Origin of the sequence: Pseudoduganella ginsengisoli, from assembly GCF_009720865.1 — a bacterium.
Taxonomy (GTDB): domain Bacteria; phylum Pseudomonadota; class Gammaproteobacteria; order Burkholderiales; family Burkholderiaceae_D; genus Rugamonas; species Rugamonas ginsengisoli.
Genome location: NZ_WNLA01000001.1, coordinates 159,136 through 172,669, shown reverse-complemented (window position 1 = coordinate 172,669; position 13,534 = coordinate 159,136). Strand labels below are relative to the sequence as shown.

Below are 13,534 nucleotides of genomic sequence, written 5' to 3'. Positions count from 1 at the left end.
TTTGGTTGTTTAAATGATGATCATAATTTAAACTGGGCTGCATTCATTCATAACCGGAGTGCGCTATGTTGTCTGCTGCCCTATCTGCCCGGCTGGAGCGCCGTGGCATCCATTACGCGTGGGTGATCGTTGCCCTGACTTTCATGACGGGCCTGGCGTCTTCCGCCGCACTGGGCTTGCCTGGGGCATTGCTGCAGCCGCTGTCGAAAGAATTTGGCTGGAGCGTGGATACGATTTCCTCCGCACTGGCGGTGCGGTTTGCACTGTTTGGGCTGATGGGGCCGTTCGCGGCGATCTTGATGGAGCGTTTTGGCTTGCGCAATGTCGTGGCCACGGCGCTGGGGCTGATTGCCACGGGTTCGCTGCTGGCCACGCACATGCGCGCATTGTGGCATCTGGTGGCGCTGTGGGGCGTGATGCTGGGCGTCGCGTCCGGCATGACGGCGCTGGTGCTGTCGGCCGTGGTATCGAACCGGTGGTTTGAAACACGGCGCGGCCTGGTGGTGGGCGTGCTGACGGCCAGCGCCGCGACGGGCCAGCTGGCGTTCTTGCCGGTGGGGGCGTGGCTGGTGGAGCACCATGGCTGGCGCATGGCCGTGTGGCCGGTGTTTGCCGCGTGCGCCGTGGTGGCGGTGGCGGCTTTGCTGCTGATGCGCGACCGGCCTGCCGACGTGGGGCAGGCGCCGTATGGCATGGCGCCCGGCGCCCAGCCGCCGGCGGCAGCACCGCAGCGCGTGACGTGGACCACGCCGTTCGCGGTATTGAAGGAAGCATCGGGATACCGCGCGTTCTGGCTGCTGGCCGGCACTTTCTTCATTTGCGGCTTGAGCACCAATGGGTTGATCCAGACCCACTTCATTTCACTGTGCGGCGATGCGGGCCTGTCCGCTGTGCCTGCCGCCTCCGTGCTGGCCATGATGGGCGTGTTCGACCTGGTCGGCACCATCTTGTCCGGCTGGCTGTCGGACCGCTATGACAACCGCAAGCTGCTGTTCTGGTATTACAGCTTGCGCGGCTTATCGCTGCTGTGGCTGCCGTATTCGACTTTTACGCTGTATGGCTTGTCGCTGTTTGCCATGTTTTATGGGCTGGACTGGATTGCCACCGTGCCGCCCACGGTGCGGCTGACGGCCGCCACGGTCGGCCGCGAAAAAGCAGGGATGGTGTTTGGCTGGATCTTCGCCAGCCATCAATTGGGGGCGGCGGTGGCGGCATTTGGGGCAGGCAAGGTGCGGGCCGCGCTGTTCACGTATAACCCGGCCTTGTTTGCGGCGGGCGCTGCGTGCCTGGTGGCGGCCTTGCTGGCGCTGGCGGCGCGCCGCAAGGAAGCGGCGGGATCAGAAGTGGTTCGCCAGGCTGCCTGACGCGGGTTCAATTGGCGCCGACAGCGACTTGCTGGACCAGCGTGTCATCGGGGCGGCGCGGCACAGCGCGCGCATTGCCGCCCTTGGCCATCAGGTTTTCCCAAAAATCGCGCTCCACGCGGGCCGACGCCAGGCGGCCATACGCCTGGCCTTTGCTGTGCTGGATCGTCGCGGCGATCCACGCTTCATGCTTGGCTTTGACTTGCTGGTATTCGCGGGAAGCGGCCACCATGTCGTCCACATTCTGTTGCTGTGCCGCCGCAGTGCGGAAACAGGCACGCCACGCTTTCAATGATTTCTCAACACGGCGTACACTCTCGGTGGAAGTGGAGCGGGCCGGGAAGTCCGGTTGCGGACATTCGGCATGCTGTCTCGGGTCGATTTCAGCACCAGCCGCCAGGGCCGGGCCACACAGGATGGCTACGGATAACAAGACAGCGACCTGCTTCATCAAGACCCCCGTATATGAATGAGTTGCCATTTTAGCTTGTCCGTGCGGAAACTAAGTAATTTTTTTGTAACAATGCCGTTCTTATATACTGGCAAAAGTGTGTCGAATGGGGAGCGTGAATGAAGCGAGCAATGGTCAGTATCGTGGCGGGAGTGATGTTGCCGGCGATGGCACAGCCGCCGGAATATCCGAACACGTCGGCCATGGGCAGCAAGGGCGATACCGGCGCGGCGTGGTATCGCCAGTGCATGGCGGTCCAGCATGAACAGCCGCCCGCCCGTGACATGCCTGCTGCAAGCTCGCTGCATGCGATGCGCAATTGCGGCGCGCAAGACCGTTATTACGATACCCGCCAGCGCGTGGCGGCCAGCCCCATGCAATGGGACCAGGTGCGCCACTGCGCGCTGGCCGAGCACGACGTGTCCGTGCTGATGATGCTGTACGCGAATGGCTTTGGCGTATCGCGCAACCATGGCCTGGCGCTGAAATATGCGTGCTCGATGCCAGCCGCGCCGGCGGAAATGGATGCCCGCGTCGCGCACTTGAATGAGCGCGCAGACCACCATGACCCGGCCGTGTTTGACCAGTGCGACGACGTTTCCAGCAGCCATATGGGGGGCTTTTGCGCCGCCATCCAGGAGCGCCTGGACAACCGCGAACGCAGTGGCAAAGTCAGCGCCATCATGAAGGGCTGGCCGCTGGCGCAGCAGGCGGTGGCCATGAAACTGCAGGCGGCGCTGGATGTGTTTGCCTCCAGCCGCGCCGACCAGGAAACGGACATGAGCGGCGGATTGCGCGCGGCCCTGTCGATCGAGGCGCGGGGCTTTGAACTGGACCAGTTTGCGCGCGATTTGCAGGAAGCGGAAAAAGGACGGTTGCCCCGCTACACGCCGCAGCAATACCAGCAGCTGGAGCGCAAGATGGGCGAAATATTTGAACGCTTGATGGAGCGGGGCGCCGGCAAGCCGGGTGCGCATCTGATTGGCCACGGCACCATCACCAAGGATGGCGTACGCACGACGCAGCAAGCATGGCTGGCGTTCCGCGATGCGTGGGTGGCGCTGGGTGCGGCACGTTATCCGAACGTGGCGCCCCATGCGTGGAAAGCGCTGCTGACACAGCGCCGGATTGAACAGTTGCAGGAACTGGAGCAGTAACGGACACCCCGGCTGCCTGTAGGCCGTTGCCCGGGGGCCGTCGCGCCATTCAGCGGATCAATGCGCCGTTGGCTGGAACACCACGGCGGGCTGCTTGATGGCGTCATCAAACATCGCCGCGTCGATTGGCGCGTGCTCGCGTTCACTGCGTTCGCGCAGCGTGCGCCACACTTGCTTGACGTCTTTGCCGCTGCGCAGGTGACGCGCATAGCCACAGGCGTAAATGCCGTCATAGGTGCCGGTGGTGTCGCCCAGTTTGCCGCACGTGGCCTGCTGCTGGTCCGCAAAGGCTTGCACCTGCGCAGCCGTCCACAGTCCCGTGTGCAGCAGCGCATCCATGGCCATGGCGTCGGCGCCGCCTTCGTAGACCCATGGTGCATGGCCATCGACGCTGATATGGTCGCCGCTCAATTGCCAGATATGCGCCATTTCATGGGCGATTGTTTTCATCACGGCTTTGCGTTTTTCCGGATGGTCGCCTTTGATCTGCTGGCCGCGGAAGGTGTATACCAGCATGCCTTGCACTGCGCCGCCTTTCAAACTGAATCCGGGCGTGTCGTATCCGGCAATGGCGGCCTGCAGGCGTAGCCGCTGCTTCAATTTGTGGCCGTACGCTTGTTCATAGTATTGCGACAGGCGCGCCGTGGCGTCGGTCATGGTTTCTTTCAGCCATGGCTCGGCGGCCGGATCGATGATGGCGTCGGCGACACCTGCAGGCGCTGGCTGTTGCGGGCCGAAGTACGCATAGCCGCGCATCGGCATGGCTGCGGTTCCGGCAGGAGGCGCCATGGCCGATTCCTTGCCCAGCCCCTGCAGGCGGAAGTCGGCCGCCATGTCCACCGTTTGGCCGGCTTCCCGGACTTCGCCCTGGAATTGCCCTAAAAACAGCGACACGCCGCCATCGCTGAAGCGGCTGGCCGGCAGGTATTCTTTTTCAATGAGCTCGCTGTAGGCGTGCACGTCGATGCTCACCGTGTCGAACGGCTTGCCCGCTGCCGACAGCACGTCGGCGTCCTTGTCGCGCTGCAAGGCCATGCCCGGCGTGGCAACGGTCCACGCTTGCTGGCGGTATGGCCCGATGGCGTGATAAACGATGGCAGTCACGGGACGGGCGAAGCGGTAATGCAAGCGCCACGTGTCCGGCGCGGTATGGGTGACTTCAATGGTGACGGGGGCGGGAGACGCCACGGGTTCGGCGTGCAGGCCGGCGGTGGCGGCCAGGAAGAGCAAGGCAAAGCGGCGGATCACGTCACACTCCTGTTTTTTTGATAACAGGGCATGTTAGCAGCGCCACAGCCGGAGGGGAAGCGCCGGCCCTGCATTTGTCAGCAGGGCCGGCGCGCGGCGCGTAATTATTGTGCGTCGTTCAGGTACTTGTTCAGCCAGCCATGCACTTCGCTGTAGAAGTAGCGGCTGTTTTCCCCTTTGAGGATCCAGTGGTTTTCATCCGGGAAGACCACCAGCTTGCTCGGTACGTTGAGGCGCTGCTGGGTCGCGAAATTCATCAGCGCATTGTTGACCGGCACGCGGTAATCCAGTTCGCCCACCGTGATCAGGATCGGCGTCTTGAAACCGGTGCCTTTCTCGTGGTTCCCCGCCTGCATGACCGGGCTTTGCTCGCGCCATACCGGCAAGTTGCTCCACACGGGGCCGCCGGCATTGACTTCGCGGCCATGGATGCTGTCGCTGGTGCCCCACTGCATGACGAGGTCCATTTCACCCGCGTGCGACACGATGGCCTTGTAGCGCGTGGTGGTCGCCTGCAGCCAGTTGGCCAGGTGGCCGCCATAGCTGGCGCCGCCCGCTGCCAGTTTATTGGCATCGATGTAGCTGTATTTTTTAATCGCTTCGTCGACTGCCTGGTTCACTTCATCGCCTGGACCCTTCAGCGGATCGAACTGGATCGAGCGGGCGAATTCTTCGCCATAGCCGGTCGAACCTTTGTAGTCCGTCAGCAGCACGATGTAGCCTGGCTTGGCCAGCAAGTGGTAATTCCAGCGCAGCACGAACTGGTCGCGCCACATGTTGGCGGCGCCGCCGTGGATCACGGCAAACAGCGGGTACTTTTTATTCGGGTCGAAGTTGGCAGGCTTGACCACCATGTTGTGGATCTGGCGGCCGTCCGGCGTCTTGAACCAGAAGTGTTCCGGCGCCTGCCAGTCAATCGTGGCAGCCTTGTCCACGTTGAACGACGTCAGGCGCTTCGGACCTTGTGCCGTAAAGGCATGCACTTCCGGCGGGTTGATCGACGATTCCCACACACCCACCAGCATCTTGCCGCCCACGGACAGCGAATTGATGCTGCCCGTCGCGTGATTCGCTTCGGTCTTGACGTCGCCGCCGCTGTAATTCATCGAGTACAGTTGTTCCAGGCCAGCGTGTTCGTACGTGAAATAAATGCGCTTGCCGTCGGCCGGCAGCACGTAGCGGGAAATCGAGCGGTCCAGCGCTGCCGTCAGGACTTTGCGTTCCAGGTGTACGGACGGCCACGTAAAGCTGGCCAGGCGCTCCAGGTCATAGACTTTGCCCGGCGTCTCATCCTGTGTCAGCGCGAACAGCGTCTTGCCGTCCGGTGCGAATTGCAGCGAGCCATAGCTGTACTTGTCGTTGGTCAGCTGCAGCGCTTCGCCGCCCTTGGCCGGCACGAGGAAAATTTGCGTGAAGGCCGCCGCGCGCGCCATTTGATCGCGGTTGGTCGACGCGGCAAACACGATGGTCTTGCCATCCGGCGCCCAGACTGCATTGAGGGACTGGCCTTCATCGCCCTGGCCGCCGCCAAAGCCTGGCAGCGCCGCCAGTTTGGAATTGGCCAGCAAGTCGCGCGGCGTGGCGCCGGCTTCCGCATCCATGACGAACAGGCGCACTTTCTTATCGTCGAGCCACTTGTCGAAGAAGCGCGGCGGGAATGATTCATATGCGCGGGCGCTGTATTTGCGGTCCTTGCGTTCCTTGGCGGCCTTCTTGATGGATTCTTCATCCGTGGCGCCAGGGAACACGTCGGACACGAACAGCAATTGCTTGCCGTCCGGGCTGAAACGGGGCGAGCGGGCGCCCAAGGTCAGCGTCGTCAGGCGCTGCGCTTCGCCGCCGCCGGCGATATCGATGCGGTAAATCTGGCCGGCTTCGTCGCCATCGCGTTTCGCGACAAACACCAGCGACTTGCTGTCGGGCGCCCAGTTCACGCTGGATTCGCCGCCTTTCGAAAAGGTCAGGCGGCGCGGTGCGCTGTCGTCCGCCAAAGATTTGATCCACAGGTCGGCCCACTGTTCCTTGCTGTCATACGATGGCTCCGTGACGGAAAACACGGCCCAGCGGCCGTCCGGGCTGACGGAAGGGGCGCCGACGCGCTTCATCAGCCACACGTCTTCGTGGGTGATCGCATGTTTGGCGGCAGTGGCCGATGTTGCCGTGGTTCCGGCAGCGGTTGGCGCGGTAACGCCATTGGCCAGGGCGCCCGAAGCGGCGGCCAGCAGCAGGGCGGAGACGGAGAGGGGAAGTAATTTCATCAGGGGGCCTGTGACGGTAGTTAAGCAGTCAAGCGAAGCAGAATATGGTCAGTTAAAACCTTGCCCACTGTCAATCGGCCATATGTTATGCAAATGTATCAGGCCGCGCTGGCAGCAAGGATTGCAGCGGCGTCATCCTGCCTGCTTTGGGGCTGCGCCATGGCACGGCCAGGCGTACAGAAGGCCATTTACTGCCGGGGCAGTGGGGATGTCTTGCAGTTGCCCATGGGGCTGTGCGCGGAAGTGAACTGACTTCTCCACGAGGCGTCCCTGCGGGGCGGCTCTTGGTGATTCTGGCCGCATATGTTAAGTTCACCTGCTCAATTACCAGAAAGATCAAGCATGGCTCAAGCGCCTCTGCCTAAACAACCATCTCAACCCCGGGGCAAGCGCACGGCAAAGGCGGCAACGACAACACCAAGCATTCTGCGCATTGCCGCCATTGGCGCATCGGCAGGCGGCCTTGAAGCCCTGGAGCAGTTTTTCCGCCCGGCCCCCACGCACACCGGCCTCGCCTTCGTCGTCATCCAGCACCAGGACCCCAGCTACCAGGGCATGCTGCCCGAATTGCTCAGACGGTTTACCAGCATGCCCGTGCTGCAGATTAGCCACGGCATGATTGCCGAGGCGGATCATATCTACGTGGTGCCATCGGGGCAGCAAGCGTCGATGAGCAAAGAAATGTTTGTGCTTGAAGCGCTTTCCGGCCGCCCAGGGCTGGCTTTGCCGATCGACCAGTTCTTCCTGTCCCTGGCGCAGGAACACGGCGCCAACGCGATCGGCCTGGTCCTGTCGGGCATGGGAGCCGACGGCAGCCTGGGCTTAACGGCCATCCGTTCCGAAGACGGCCTGACGCTGGTGCAGGAGCCGTCGGATGCCAAGTTCGACAGCATGCCGTCCAATGCCATTAAGGCCGATGAAACGGCGATTGTTGCGCCGGCAGACAAATTGATGTCCGAATTGCTGCGCCAGCTAACACACGAAGCCGGATATGCCGCGCCGCACGGCCATGCCGCGCACGAGTCGCCGCTGCACGCACTAATTGCCCTGTTGCATAGATATACGGGCCATGACTTCTCTTCGTACAAGACCAATACGCTGTACCGCCGCATTGGCCGGCGCATCGCGCTGCACCAGCTCGCCGATATGGGGGCTTATGTGGATTTCTTGCATGCCAATCCGCAGGAAATCCACCTGCTGTTTAAAGAACTCTTGATCGGGGTAACCCATTTCTTCCGTGATGAGCCGCTGTGGACGGGCTTGCTTGAAAGCAGCATGCCGGCCATTTGCCGGCGGCATGGGGAAACGGACCGTGTCATGCGCGCCTGGGTTCCAGCCTGCTCGACCGGCGAAGAAGCCTATTCTCTCGCCATCATCTTCAAGGAGACGCTGGAGCAAATGGGGGGCGGACTGCGCCTGACCCTGCAAGTGTTTGCGACGGACCTGGACGCCGATGCGATTGCGCGGGCCCGCCTTGGCCGCTATCCGGAGGAGATCGAGGACGACGTCAATGCGCAGCGCCTGGAGCGATACTTTATCAAGGAAGAAAAGTCCTACCGTGTCTGCAAGGAAATTCGTGACATGGTGGTGTTTGCCCAGCAAAACATGATTAGCGATCCCCCGTTTACGAAGCTTGATGTGCTGATGTGCCGCAACCTGCTGATTTATCTGGACGCCGACATCCAGGCCAAGCTGATCCCGTTATTCCACTATGCGCTGAATCCGGGCGGCTTGCTGATCCTGGGCAGCGCAGAAACGATTGGACGCTACACCAATTTGTTCGCCAGTATCGATAGCAAGGCGCGTATCTATCGGCGCATTGACAGCCAGGGCCGCCAGTCCTTGCAGTTCCCTACCAGGACCTTGCCTGCCATGCCGCCGGATACGGTCGAAGTCAACCGGCACCTCGTCCATCGGGATAGCTTGCAGCAGCAGGCAGAGCAATTCCTGCTCGATCGCTATGTCCCCGCCGCTGTTCTGATCAATGCTGAAGGCGACGTCATCTACATCAATGGGCGCACCGGAAAATACCTGGAACCCGCCGCTGGCAAGGCCAACTGGAATATTTATGCGATGGCCCGGGAGGAGTTGCGCCATGCCCTGTCGAGCTGCCTGCACCGGGCCATGCGTAACAACGAATCCAGCAAGGCCGAAGGGGTTCGCCTGGACACCGGCGGGAGCGGTTCCTCCATCAATGTGGTTGTCCACCCCACTGAAGGACTTGAGCATTTGCGCGGCATGTATATGGTGGTCTTCGAGGAAATCAAAGAGACGGCGCTCAACTTGCGCAGCCGCCGCCCCAAGACGGCAGATGCCGCCTATCTGGCTGAACTGAAGCGCACGCGCGAAGACATGCAATCGATGCGCGAAGAATTGACGTCGGCTAATGAGGAACTGCAGTCAACCAATGAGGAATTGCAGTCGACCAATGAGGAATTGACGACGACAAAAGAAGAAACGCAGTCTATGAATGAAGAACTGCAAGTGGTCAATGCCGAATTGCACGCCAGGATGGAAGACCTGGCACATGCCAATAACGATCTGAAGAACCTGTTAAATAGCACAGAAATTGCGACGGTCTTCCTGGACGAGGCGCTCAATGTGCGCCGCTTCACGACGCACTCGACCCACATTTTTCGGCTGATTCCCAGCGACGTGGGCAGGCCGCTGTCGGACATCACCAACATCTTGCTTTATCCTGAGTTGCAGGACGATGCGAAACAAGTCCTTGCCACCAGCACTCATAAGGAGAAGCAGGTGTCGACCAAGGATGGCCAGTGGTACAAGGCACGCATCATGCCCTACCGCACATCGGAGAACGTGGTCGATGGCCTGGTGATGACTTTCCTGGAAATTACCGAATTGAAGGTGATGGAGGCGGAAATGCGCAATGCAGCAGGGCGCTCGAACTAGATTTTAAGGCGATGCCAATGGACGATTGGGAAGTACGCCGCCAATTGCACCAATTGCAGGTGCGCCAGCTCGACCTGGAAATCCAGAACGCTGCCTTGCTTGAACTGCAGCAGCGCAGCACGGACGCCGGCAGGCCAGATCTGTTTTCCTTACCGTTGATGGGCTATTTGCTGGTCGATCCGGCGGGGCGGGTCATCGACTGCAATGGCGCCGCCATGGATTTGCTTCATTCCCAGCAAGCCGACCTGCTGGGCGCCAGCCTGGCCGATAAACTCTGTCCGGGCAGCCGGACGGCGTTGCGCGCGCACATCGAGCGGGTTTTCTCCACCCCCATCAAGCACCAATGCGAATTGCAAGGTTTTAGCTTGCAGGATCGTAATCGGCGCGTACGCCTTGACAGCATTGCCGATGCACAGAACCAGTACTGCCACATCGTGATCCAGGACATCGGTGAGCGCTGCGGCATGGAAGCCGGCGTGGATCCCCTGCTGGCGCGCATGAAGAAGAAAGAAGAACAACTGCGTGCCTTTGCCACGCATTTGCTGGGCATGAAGGAAGACGAGCGCAAGCGCGTTGCCAAAGAAGTGCATGACGAACTTGGACAAAACCTGCTGGCCCTGCGCCTGGAAGTGTCGATGCTGGCAGCGCGCGATGGCATGCAAGACAATTCGGCTTTCGCGCTCAATATCATCGATACCTCGATGCGTTCTGTACGCGGCATCATCAATTCCCTGAGGCCGTATACGCTCGATTTGGGCTTGCCAGCAGCACTGGAATGGCAGGTGCGTCAATTTGAGCAGCGCATGGGCATTTCTTGCCATTTACAGGCCGACCTGGACGATCCCGGCTATCGGATCGACGAACAGATCACCTTGTCCGTCTTTAGGATTTTGCAAGAAGCGCTCGCCAATGTGTATCAGCATGCCCATGCCAATGCTGTCCAGGTGCGGTTGCGGCTGCGCGCCAAGGAGCTTTACCTCAGTGTCAGCGACAACGGGGTCGGCCTGAAGGCGGCAGGCTGGCGTCCGCGCACGGCATTTGGCGTGCTCGGCATGCGCGAACGCGTCAGGCAGTTGGGTGGACGGATGCGCTTGTGCAGTGGCAAGCAAGGAGAGGGGACAACGCTGGCAGTGACCATTCCGCTGAGTTGAAACCAAGCCTTGGTTTGTGATGGCTGAATTCCAGGCTGGCAATGCGGCCTTCGTGTCCCCAGTACGGTGCACCCATGAAGCAGGCGAGGCCGGCGCTTTCAGATAGCCATAGCGCGGCCAGAAACAAAAAAGCCCACGAACCGTAATTCGTGGGCTTCTCTGATGATTCGTGGTAGGCCGTGCGGGATTCGAACCTGCGACCAACGGATTAAAAGTCCGCTGCTCTACCAGCTGAGCTAACGACCCGAAAGAGGCCGTATTATATACAGGTCAAAACCCGGTTGCCAAGTGCTTTTTTCACGGACCGGTCATAACAGCGATGACGTGACTTTCAACACTTCATCGGAACTCGTCGTGCCTTCAAGGATTTTATGGGCGCCCGCAATGCGCAAAGGCTTCATGCCGTCGGCCACGCTCTGGCGGCGCAGCGCGGCAATATCGGTTTCTTCCTGCACCAGTTTGCTGAAGCCTTCCGTCACGGTCAGCAATTCATAAATGCCGGTGCGGCCACGGTAGCCGGTCTGGCGGCACTCGGGGCAGCCGACCGGGCGATATACGGTGGCCGGCTTGGGCAAGTCCCAGCCGCTCACCATGGCTTGCCACACGTCGTCGCTGATGGCGCCATCGGGCGCTTTGCAGTCCGGGCACAGCGTGCGCACGAGGCGCTGCGCCATGATGCCGATCAGCGTGGCTTCCAGCAGGTAGTACGGCACGCCCAGTTCCAGCAGGCGCATGACGGCCGATGGCGCGTCGTTGGTGTGCAGCGTCGACAGCACGAGGTGGCCCGTCAGCGCTGCCTGGATCGCCATCTCTGCCGTGGCAAGGTCGCGGATTTCGCCCACCATGATGATGTCCGGATCTTGCCGCATCAGCGCCCGCACGCCGTCGGCAAACGACAGGTCGATACCCGGCTGCACCTGCATTTGATTGAACGATGCTTCCACCATTTCTATCGGGTCTTCCACCGTGCACACGTTGACTTCGGACGTGGCCAGTGCTTTCAGCGTCGTGTACAGCGTCGTGGTTTTGCCGGAACCGGTCGGGCCCGTGACGAGGATGATGCCGTGCGGGCGCTTGGTCAGCATGTCCCAGCGCACGGCGTCGTCTTCAGGGAAGCCCAGCTCCGGCAGGGTTTTGACGACGACGTCCGGATCAAAGATACGCATGACGAGCTTTTCGCCAAACGCCGTGGGCAATGTCGACAGGCGCAGTTCGATTTCCTGGCCGCCGGCCGTGCGCGTCTTGATGCGGCCATCTTGCGGGCGGCGTTTTTCAATCACGTCCATGCGTCCCAGCAGCTTGATGCGGGCCGTCATGGCCAGCATGACGACAGCGGGAACCTGGTACACCTGATGCAGCACGCCATCGATGCGGAAACGGATGGCGCCCATGTCGCGCTTGGGTTCCAGGTGGATGTCGGAGGCGCGCTGCTCGAATGCGTATTGCCACAGCCAGTCGACGATATTGATCACGTGCTGGTCGTTGGCATCAACCTGGCGGTTGGCCTTGCCCAGTTCCACCAGCTGTTCAAAGTTGTTGCGCAGCGCGACGTCCTGTCCCGTCGACTTGTTGGCCTTTTTAATGGACTTGGCGAGGCTGAAGAATTGCGACGTGTATTGCGCGATATCGAGCGGATTGGCAATCACGCGGCGGATGGTGCGCCGTGAAATCTTCGCGATTTCCGCTTCCCATTCCAGCGCATACGGATCGGCAGTGGCAATCACCAGCGTATCGACCGTCATTTCCACCGGCAGGATATTGAAGCGCGCTGCATAGCTGGCCGACATTACGTCCGCCACGCGGGTGAAGTCGATTTTCAATGGGTCGATGCGGTAAAACGGCAGGTGCACGTGGCTTGCCAGCCATTCCGTCAGCACGTCCAGCGTCAGGTGCTTGTGCGGCGCGCTGGTGGAAACCAGTTTGCAGTGCGCCACCGCGCACAACGGATGCATGGAGCCGACCGTGTTGCGCATGATGCCTTGCGCCTGCGCGAAGTGGGCTTTGACATGGGCTTTATCAACCATGCCGTCTGCCAGCAGCCAGGTGAAGATTTGTTGCAGGTCGAGTGCTTTATTCATCTGGCGGCGGTCCTTTGCTTAGTTCTGTGCCAAACCTTTGACCCACGATTTCGCGGGCAATTTTGTTTCGGCCACGATGTGCGCCGCGCGCTCTTTCAATGCCGCGAGGTCGATCGCGCGTTTTTGCCTGAAGGCGATCGCCACGACATTGCCTTCATGGACGGGCGGCAGGCACACCACCTGGGCAAAGGCGAATTTCATGGCCTTCAGGTTTTTCGCATAGCTGGGATGGTCGCCGAACAGGTTGACGGTCATGATGCCGTCGTCCGTCAGGCATGCCGCGCACGACTGGTAAAACTCGGGTGTATCAAGCACGGGACCGCGCGCCGTCGCGTCATACAAATCCACTTGCAGCACATCGAGCGAAGCGTAATTGGCTTTGTCGGTCACGAAGTCCATCGCATCCATTTCCAGCACGTGCAGCCGTTCGTCGTCAGGCGGCAGTTTGAACATGGATTGGCAAACGGCGATCACGTGCGGGTTCAATTCCACTGCCGTGACATCGGCTTGTGGAAACTGTTTATAACAAAACTTGGTCAATGCCGCCGTACCCAGGCCCAGCTGCGCAATGCGGCGCGGTTCGGCCAGCCACAGCAGCCAGGCATTCATTTGCTGCGCATATTCCAGTTCCGGCCAGTCCGGTTTGCGGATGCGCATCGCGCCTTGTACCCATTCGGTACCGAAATGCAGGTAACGCACACCGTCCAGTTCAGACAAGGTGACCGGCGCGAACTTCGGTTTGCGGGGTTTGGCAGCAGGTTTGGACGAAGCGTTGGCCGGTTTTGCCGCGGCAGGGCGCGACGATTCGACTTTTTCGATGGATTTGCGTTTGATGAGCATAAATACGGCGGGCAGGAAGGATCGCCGTATTATCCCGCGGCGGCTTCCGGCATGGCAAGCCGCCGCAGGCAGAG

9 protein-coding genes and 1 tRNA gene are annotated in these 13,534 nt (G+C 60.7%); 4 read left to right on the top strand and 6 right to left on the bottom strand.

Annotated features, from left to right (window positions below):
- Nucleotides 1–65: 65 nt before the first annotated feature.
- Nucleotides 66–1,364, top strand: a complete 1,299-nt coding sequence (locus tag GM668_RS00760) for an MFS transporter (protein ID WP_155437029.1) — start codon at nt 66–68, stop codon at nt 1,362–1,364.
- A 7-nt stretch (nt 1,365–1,371) separates the two neighbouring features.
- On the opposite strand, the gene GM668_RS00755 is transcribed toward GM668_RS00760, so the two are convergent.
- Nucleotides 1,372–1,815 carry a hypothetical protein gene (locus GM668_RS00755; RefSeq protein WP_155437028.1) on the bottom strand — a complete coding sequence of 148 codons (444 nt, stop codon included), beginning with the start codon at nt 1,813–1,815 and terminating at the stop codon, nt 1,372–1,374.
- Nucleotides 1,816–1,934: 119 nt separating this feature from the next.
- Here GM668_RS00755 and GM668_RS00750 point away from each other — a divergent pair, with 119 nt between their 5' ends.
- Entirely contained in the window at nt 1,935–2,972 is a 1,038-nt protein-coding gene (locus tag GM668_RS00750) for a lysozyme inhibitor LprI family protein (RefSeq protein ID WP_155437027.1), read from the top strand.
- Between the two features lie 57 nt (nt 2,973–3,029).
- On the opposite strand, the gene GM668_RS31700 is transcribed toward GM668_RS00750, so the two are convergent.
- Nucleotides 3,030–4,220, bottom strand: coding sequence for a basic secretory protein-like protein (locus GM668_RS31700; protein ID WP_155437026.1), 1,191 nt, complete (start codon nt 4,218–4,220; stop codon nt 3,030–3,032).
- A gap of 104 nt (nt 4,221–4,324) precedes the next feature.
- Complete coding sequence (locus GM668_RS00740) at nt 4,325–6,478, bottom strand: S9 family peptidase (protein ID WP_155437025.1); 2,154 nt, start codon at nt 6,476–6,478, stop codon at nt 4,325–4,327.
- Between the two features lie 342 nt (nt 6,479–6,820).
- Between GM668_RS00740 and GM668_RS30980 the strand changes: the two genes are divergently transcribed.
- Entirely contained in the window at nt 6,821–9,391 is a 2,571-nt protein-coding gene (locus tag GM668_RS30980; RefSeq protein WP_155437024.1) for a chemotaxis protein CheB, read from the top strand.
- 11 nt (nt 9,392–9,402) lie between these two features.
- Nucleotides 9,403–10,542, top strand: a complete 1,140-nt coding sequence (locus tag GM668_RS00730; RefSeq protein ID WP_308506809.1) for a sensor histidine kinase — start codon at nt 9,403–9,405, stop codon at nt 10,540–10,542.
- Between the two features lie 170 nt (nt 10,543–10,712).
- Here GM668_RS00730 and GM668_RS00725 read toward each other — a convergent pair.
- From GM668_RS00725 to GM668_RS00715, 3 genes are all read right to left on the bottom strand, one after another.
- Nucleotides 10,713–10,788: transfer RNA gene (locus GM668_RS00725), tRNA-Lys, on the bottom strand.
- Between the two features lie 62 nt (nt 10,789–10,850).
- Nucleotides 10,851–12,620: a type IV pilus assembly ATPase TfpB gene (gene tfpB, locus GM668_RS00720; protein ID WP_155437022.1), complete on the bottom strand. Its 1,770-nt coding sequence runs from the start codon at nt 12,618–12,620 to the stop codon at nt 10,851–10,853.
- Nucleotides 12,621–12,638: 18 nt separating this feature from the next.
- A complete protein-coding gene (locus tag GM668_RS00715; RefSeq protein WP_155437021.1) occupies nt 12,639–13,460 on the bottom strand; it encodes a spermine/spermidine synthase domain-containing protein in 822 nt (273 codons plus the stop codon).
- Nucleotides 13,461–13,534: the final 74 nt, after the last annotated feature.

Excerpts from the sequence above, each read along its gene's own strand:
- GM668_RS00760 (WP_155437029.1), top strand. The coding sequence starts at position 66 with ATGTTGTCTGCTGCCCTATCTGCCCGGCTGGAGCGCCGTGGCATCCAT.
- tfpB (WP_155437022.1), bottom strand. The coding sequence starts at position 12,620 with ATGAATAAAGCACTCGACCTGCAACAAATCTTCACCTGGCTGCTGGCA.
- GM668_RS00750 (WP_155437027.1), top strand. The coding sequence starts at position 1,935 with ATGAAGCGAGCAATGGTCAGTATCGTGGCGGGAGTGATGTTGCCGGCG.
- GM668_RS00755 (WP_155437028.1), bottom strand. The coding sequence starts at position 1,815 with ATGAAGCAGGTCGCTGTCTTGTTATCCGTAGCCATCCTGTGTGGCCCG.
- GM668_RS30980 (WP_155437024.1), top strand. The coding sequence starts at position 6,821 with ATGGCTCAAGCGCCTCTGCCTAAACAACCATCTCAACCCCGGGGCAAG.
- GM668_RS00715 (WP_155437021.1), bottom strand. The coding sequence starts at position 13,460 with ATGCTCATCAAACGCAAATCCATCGAAAAAGTCGAATCGTCGCGCCCT.
- GM668_RS00740 (WP_155437025.1), bottom strand. The coding sequence starts at position 6,478 with ATGAAATTACTTCCCCTCTCCGTCTCCGCCCTGCTGCTGGCCGCCGCT.
- GM668_RS00730 (WP_308506809.1), top strand. The coding sequence starts at position 9,403 with ATGCCAATGGACGATTGGGAAGTACGCCGCCAATTGCACCAATTGCAG.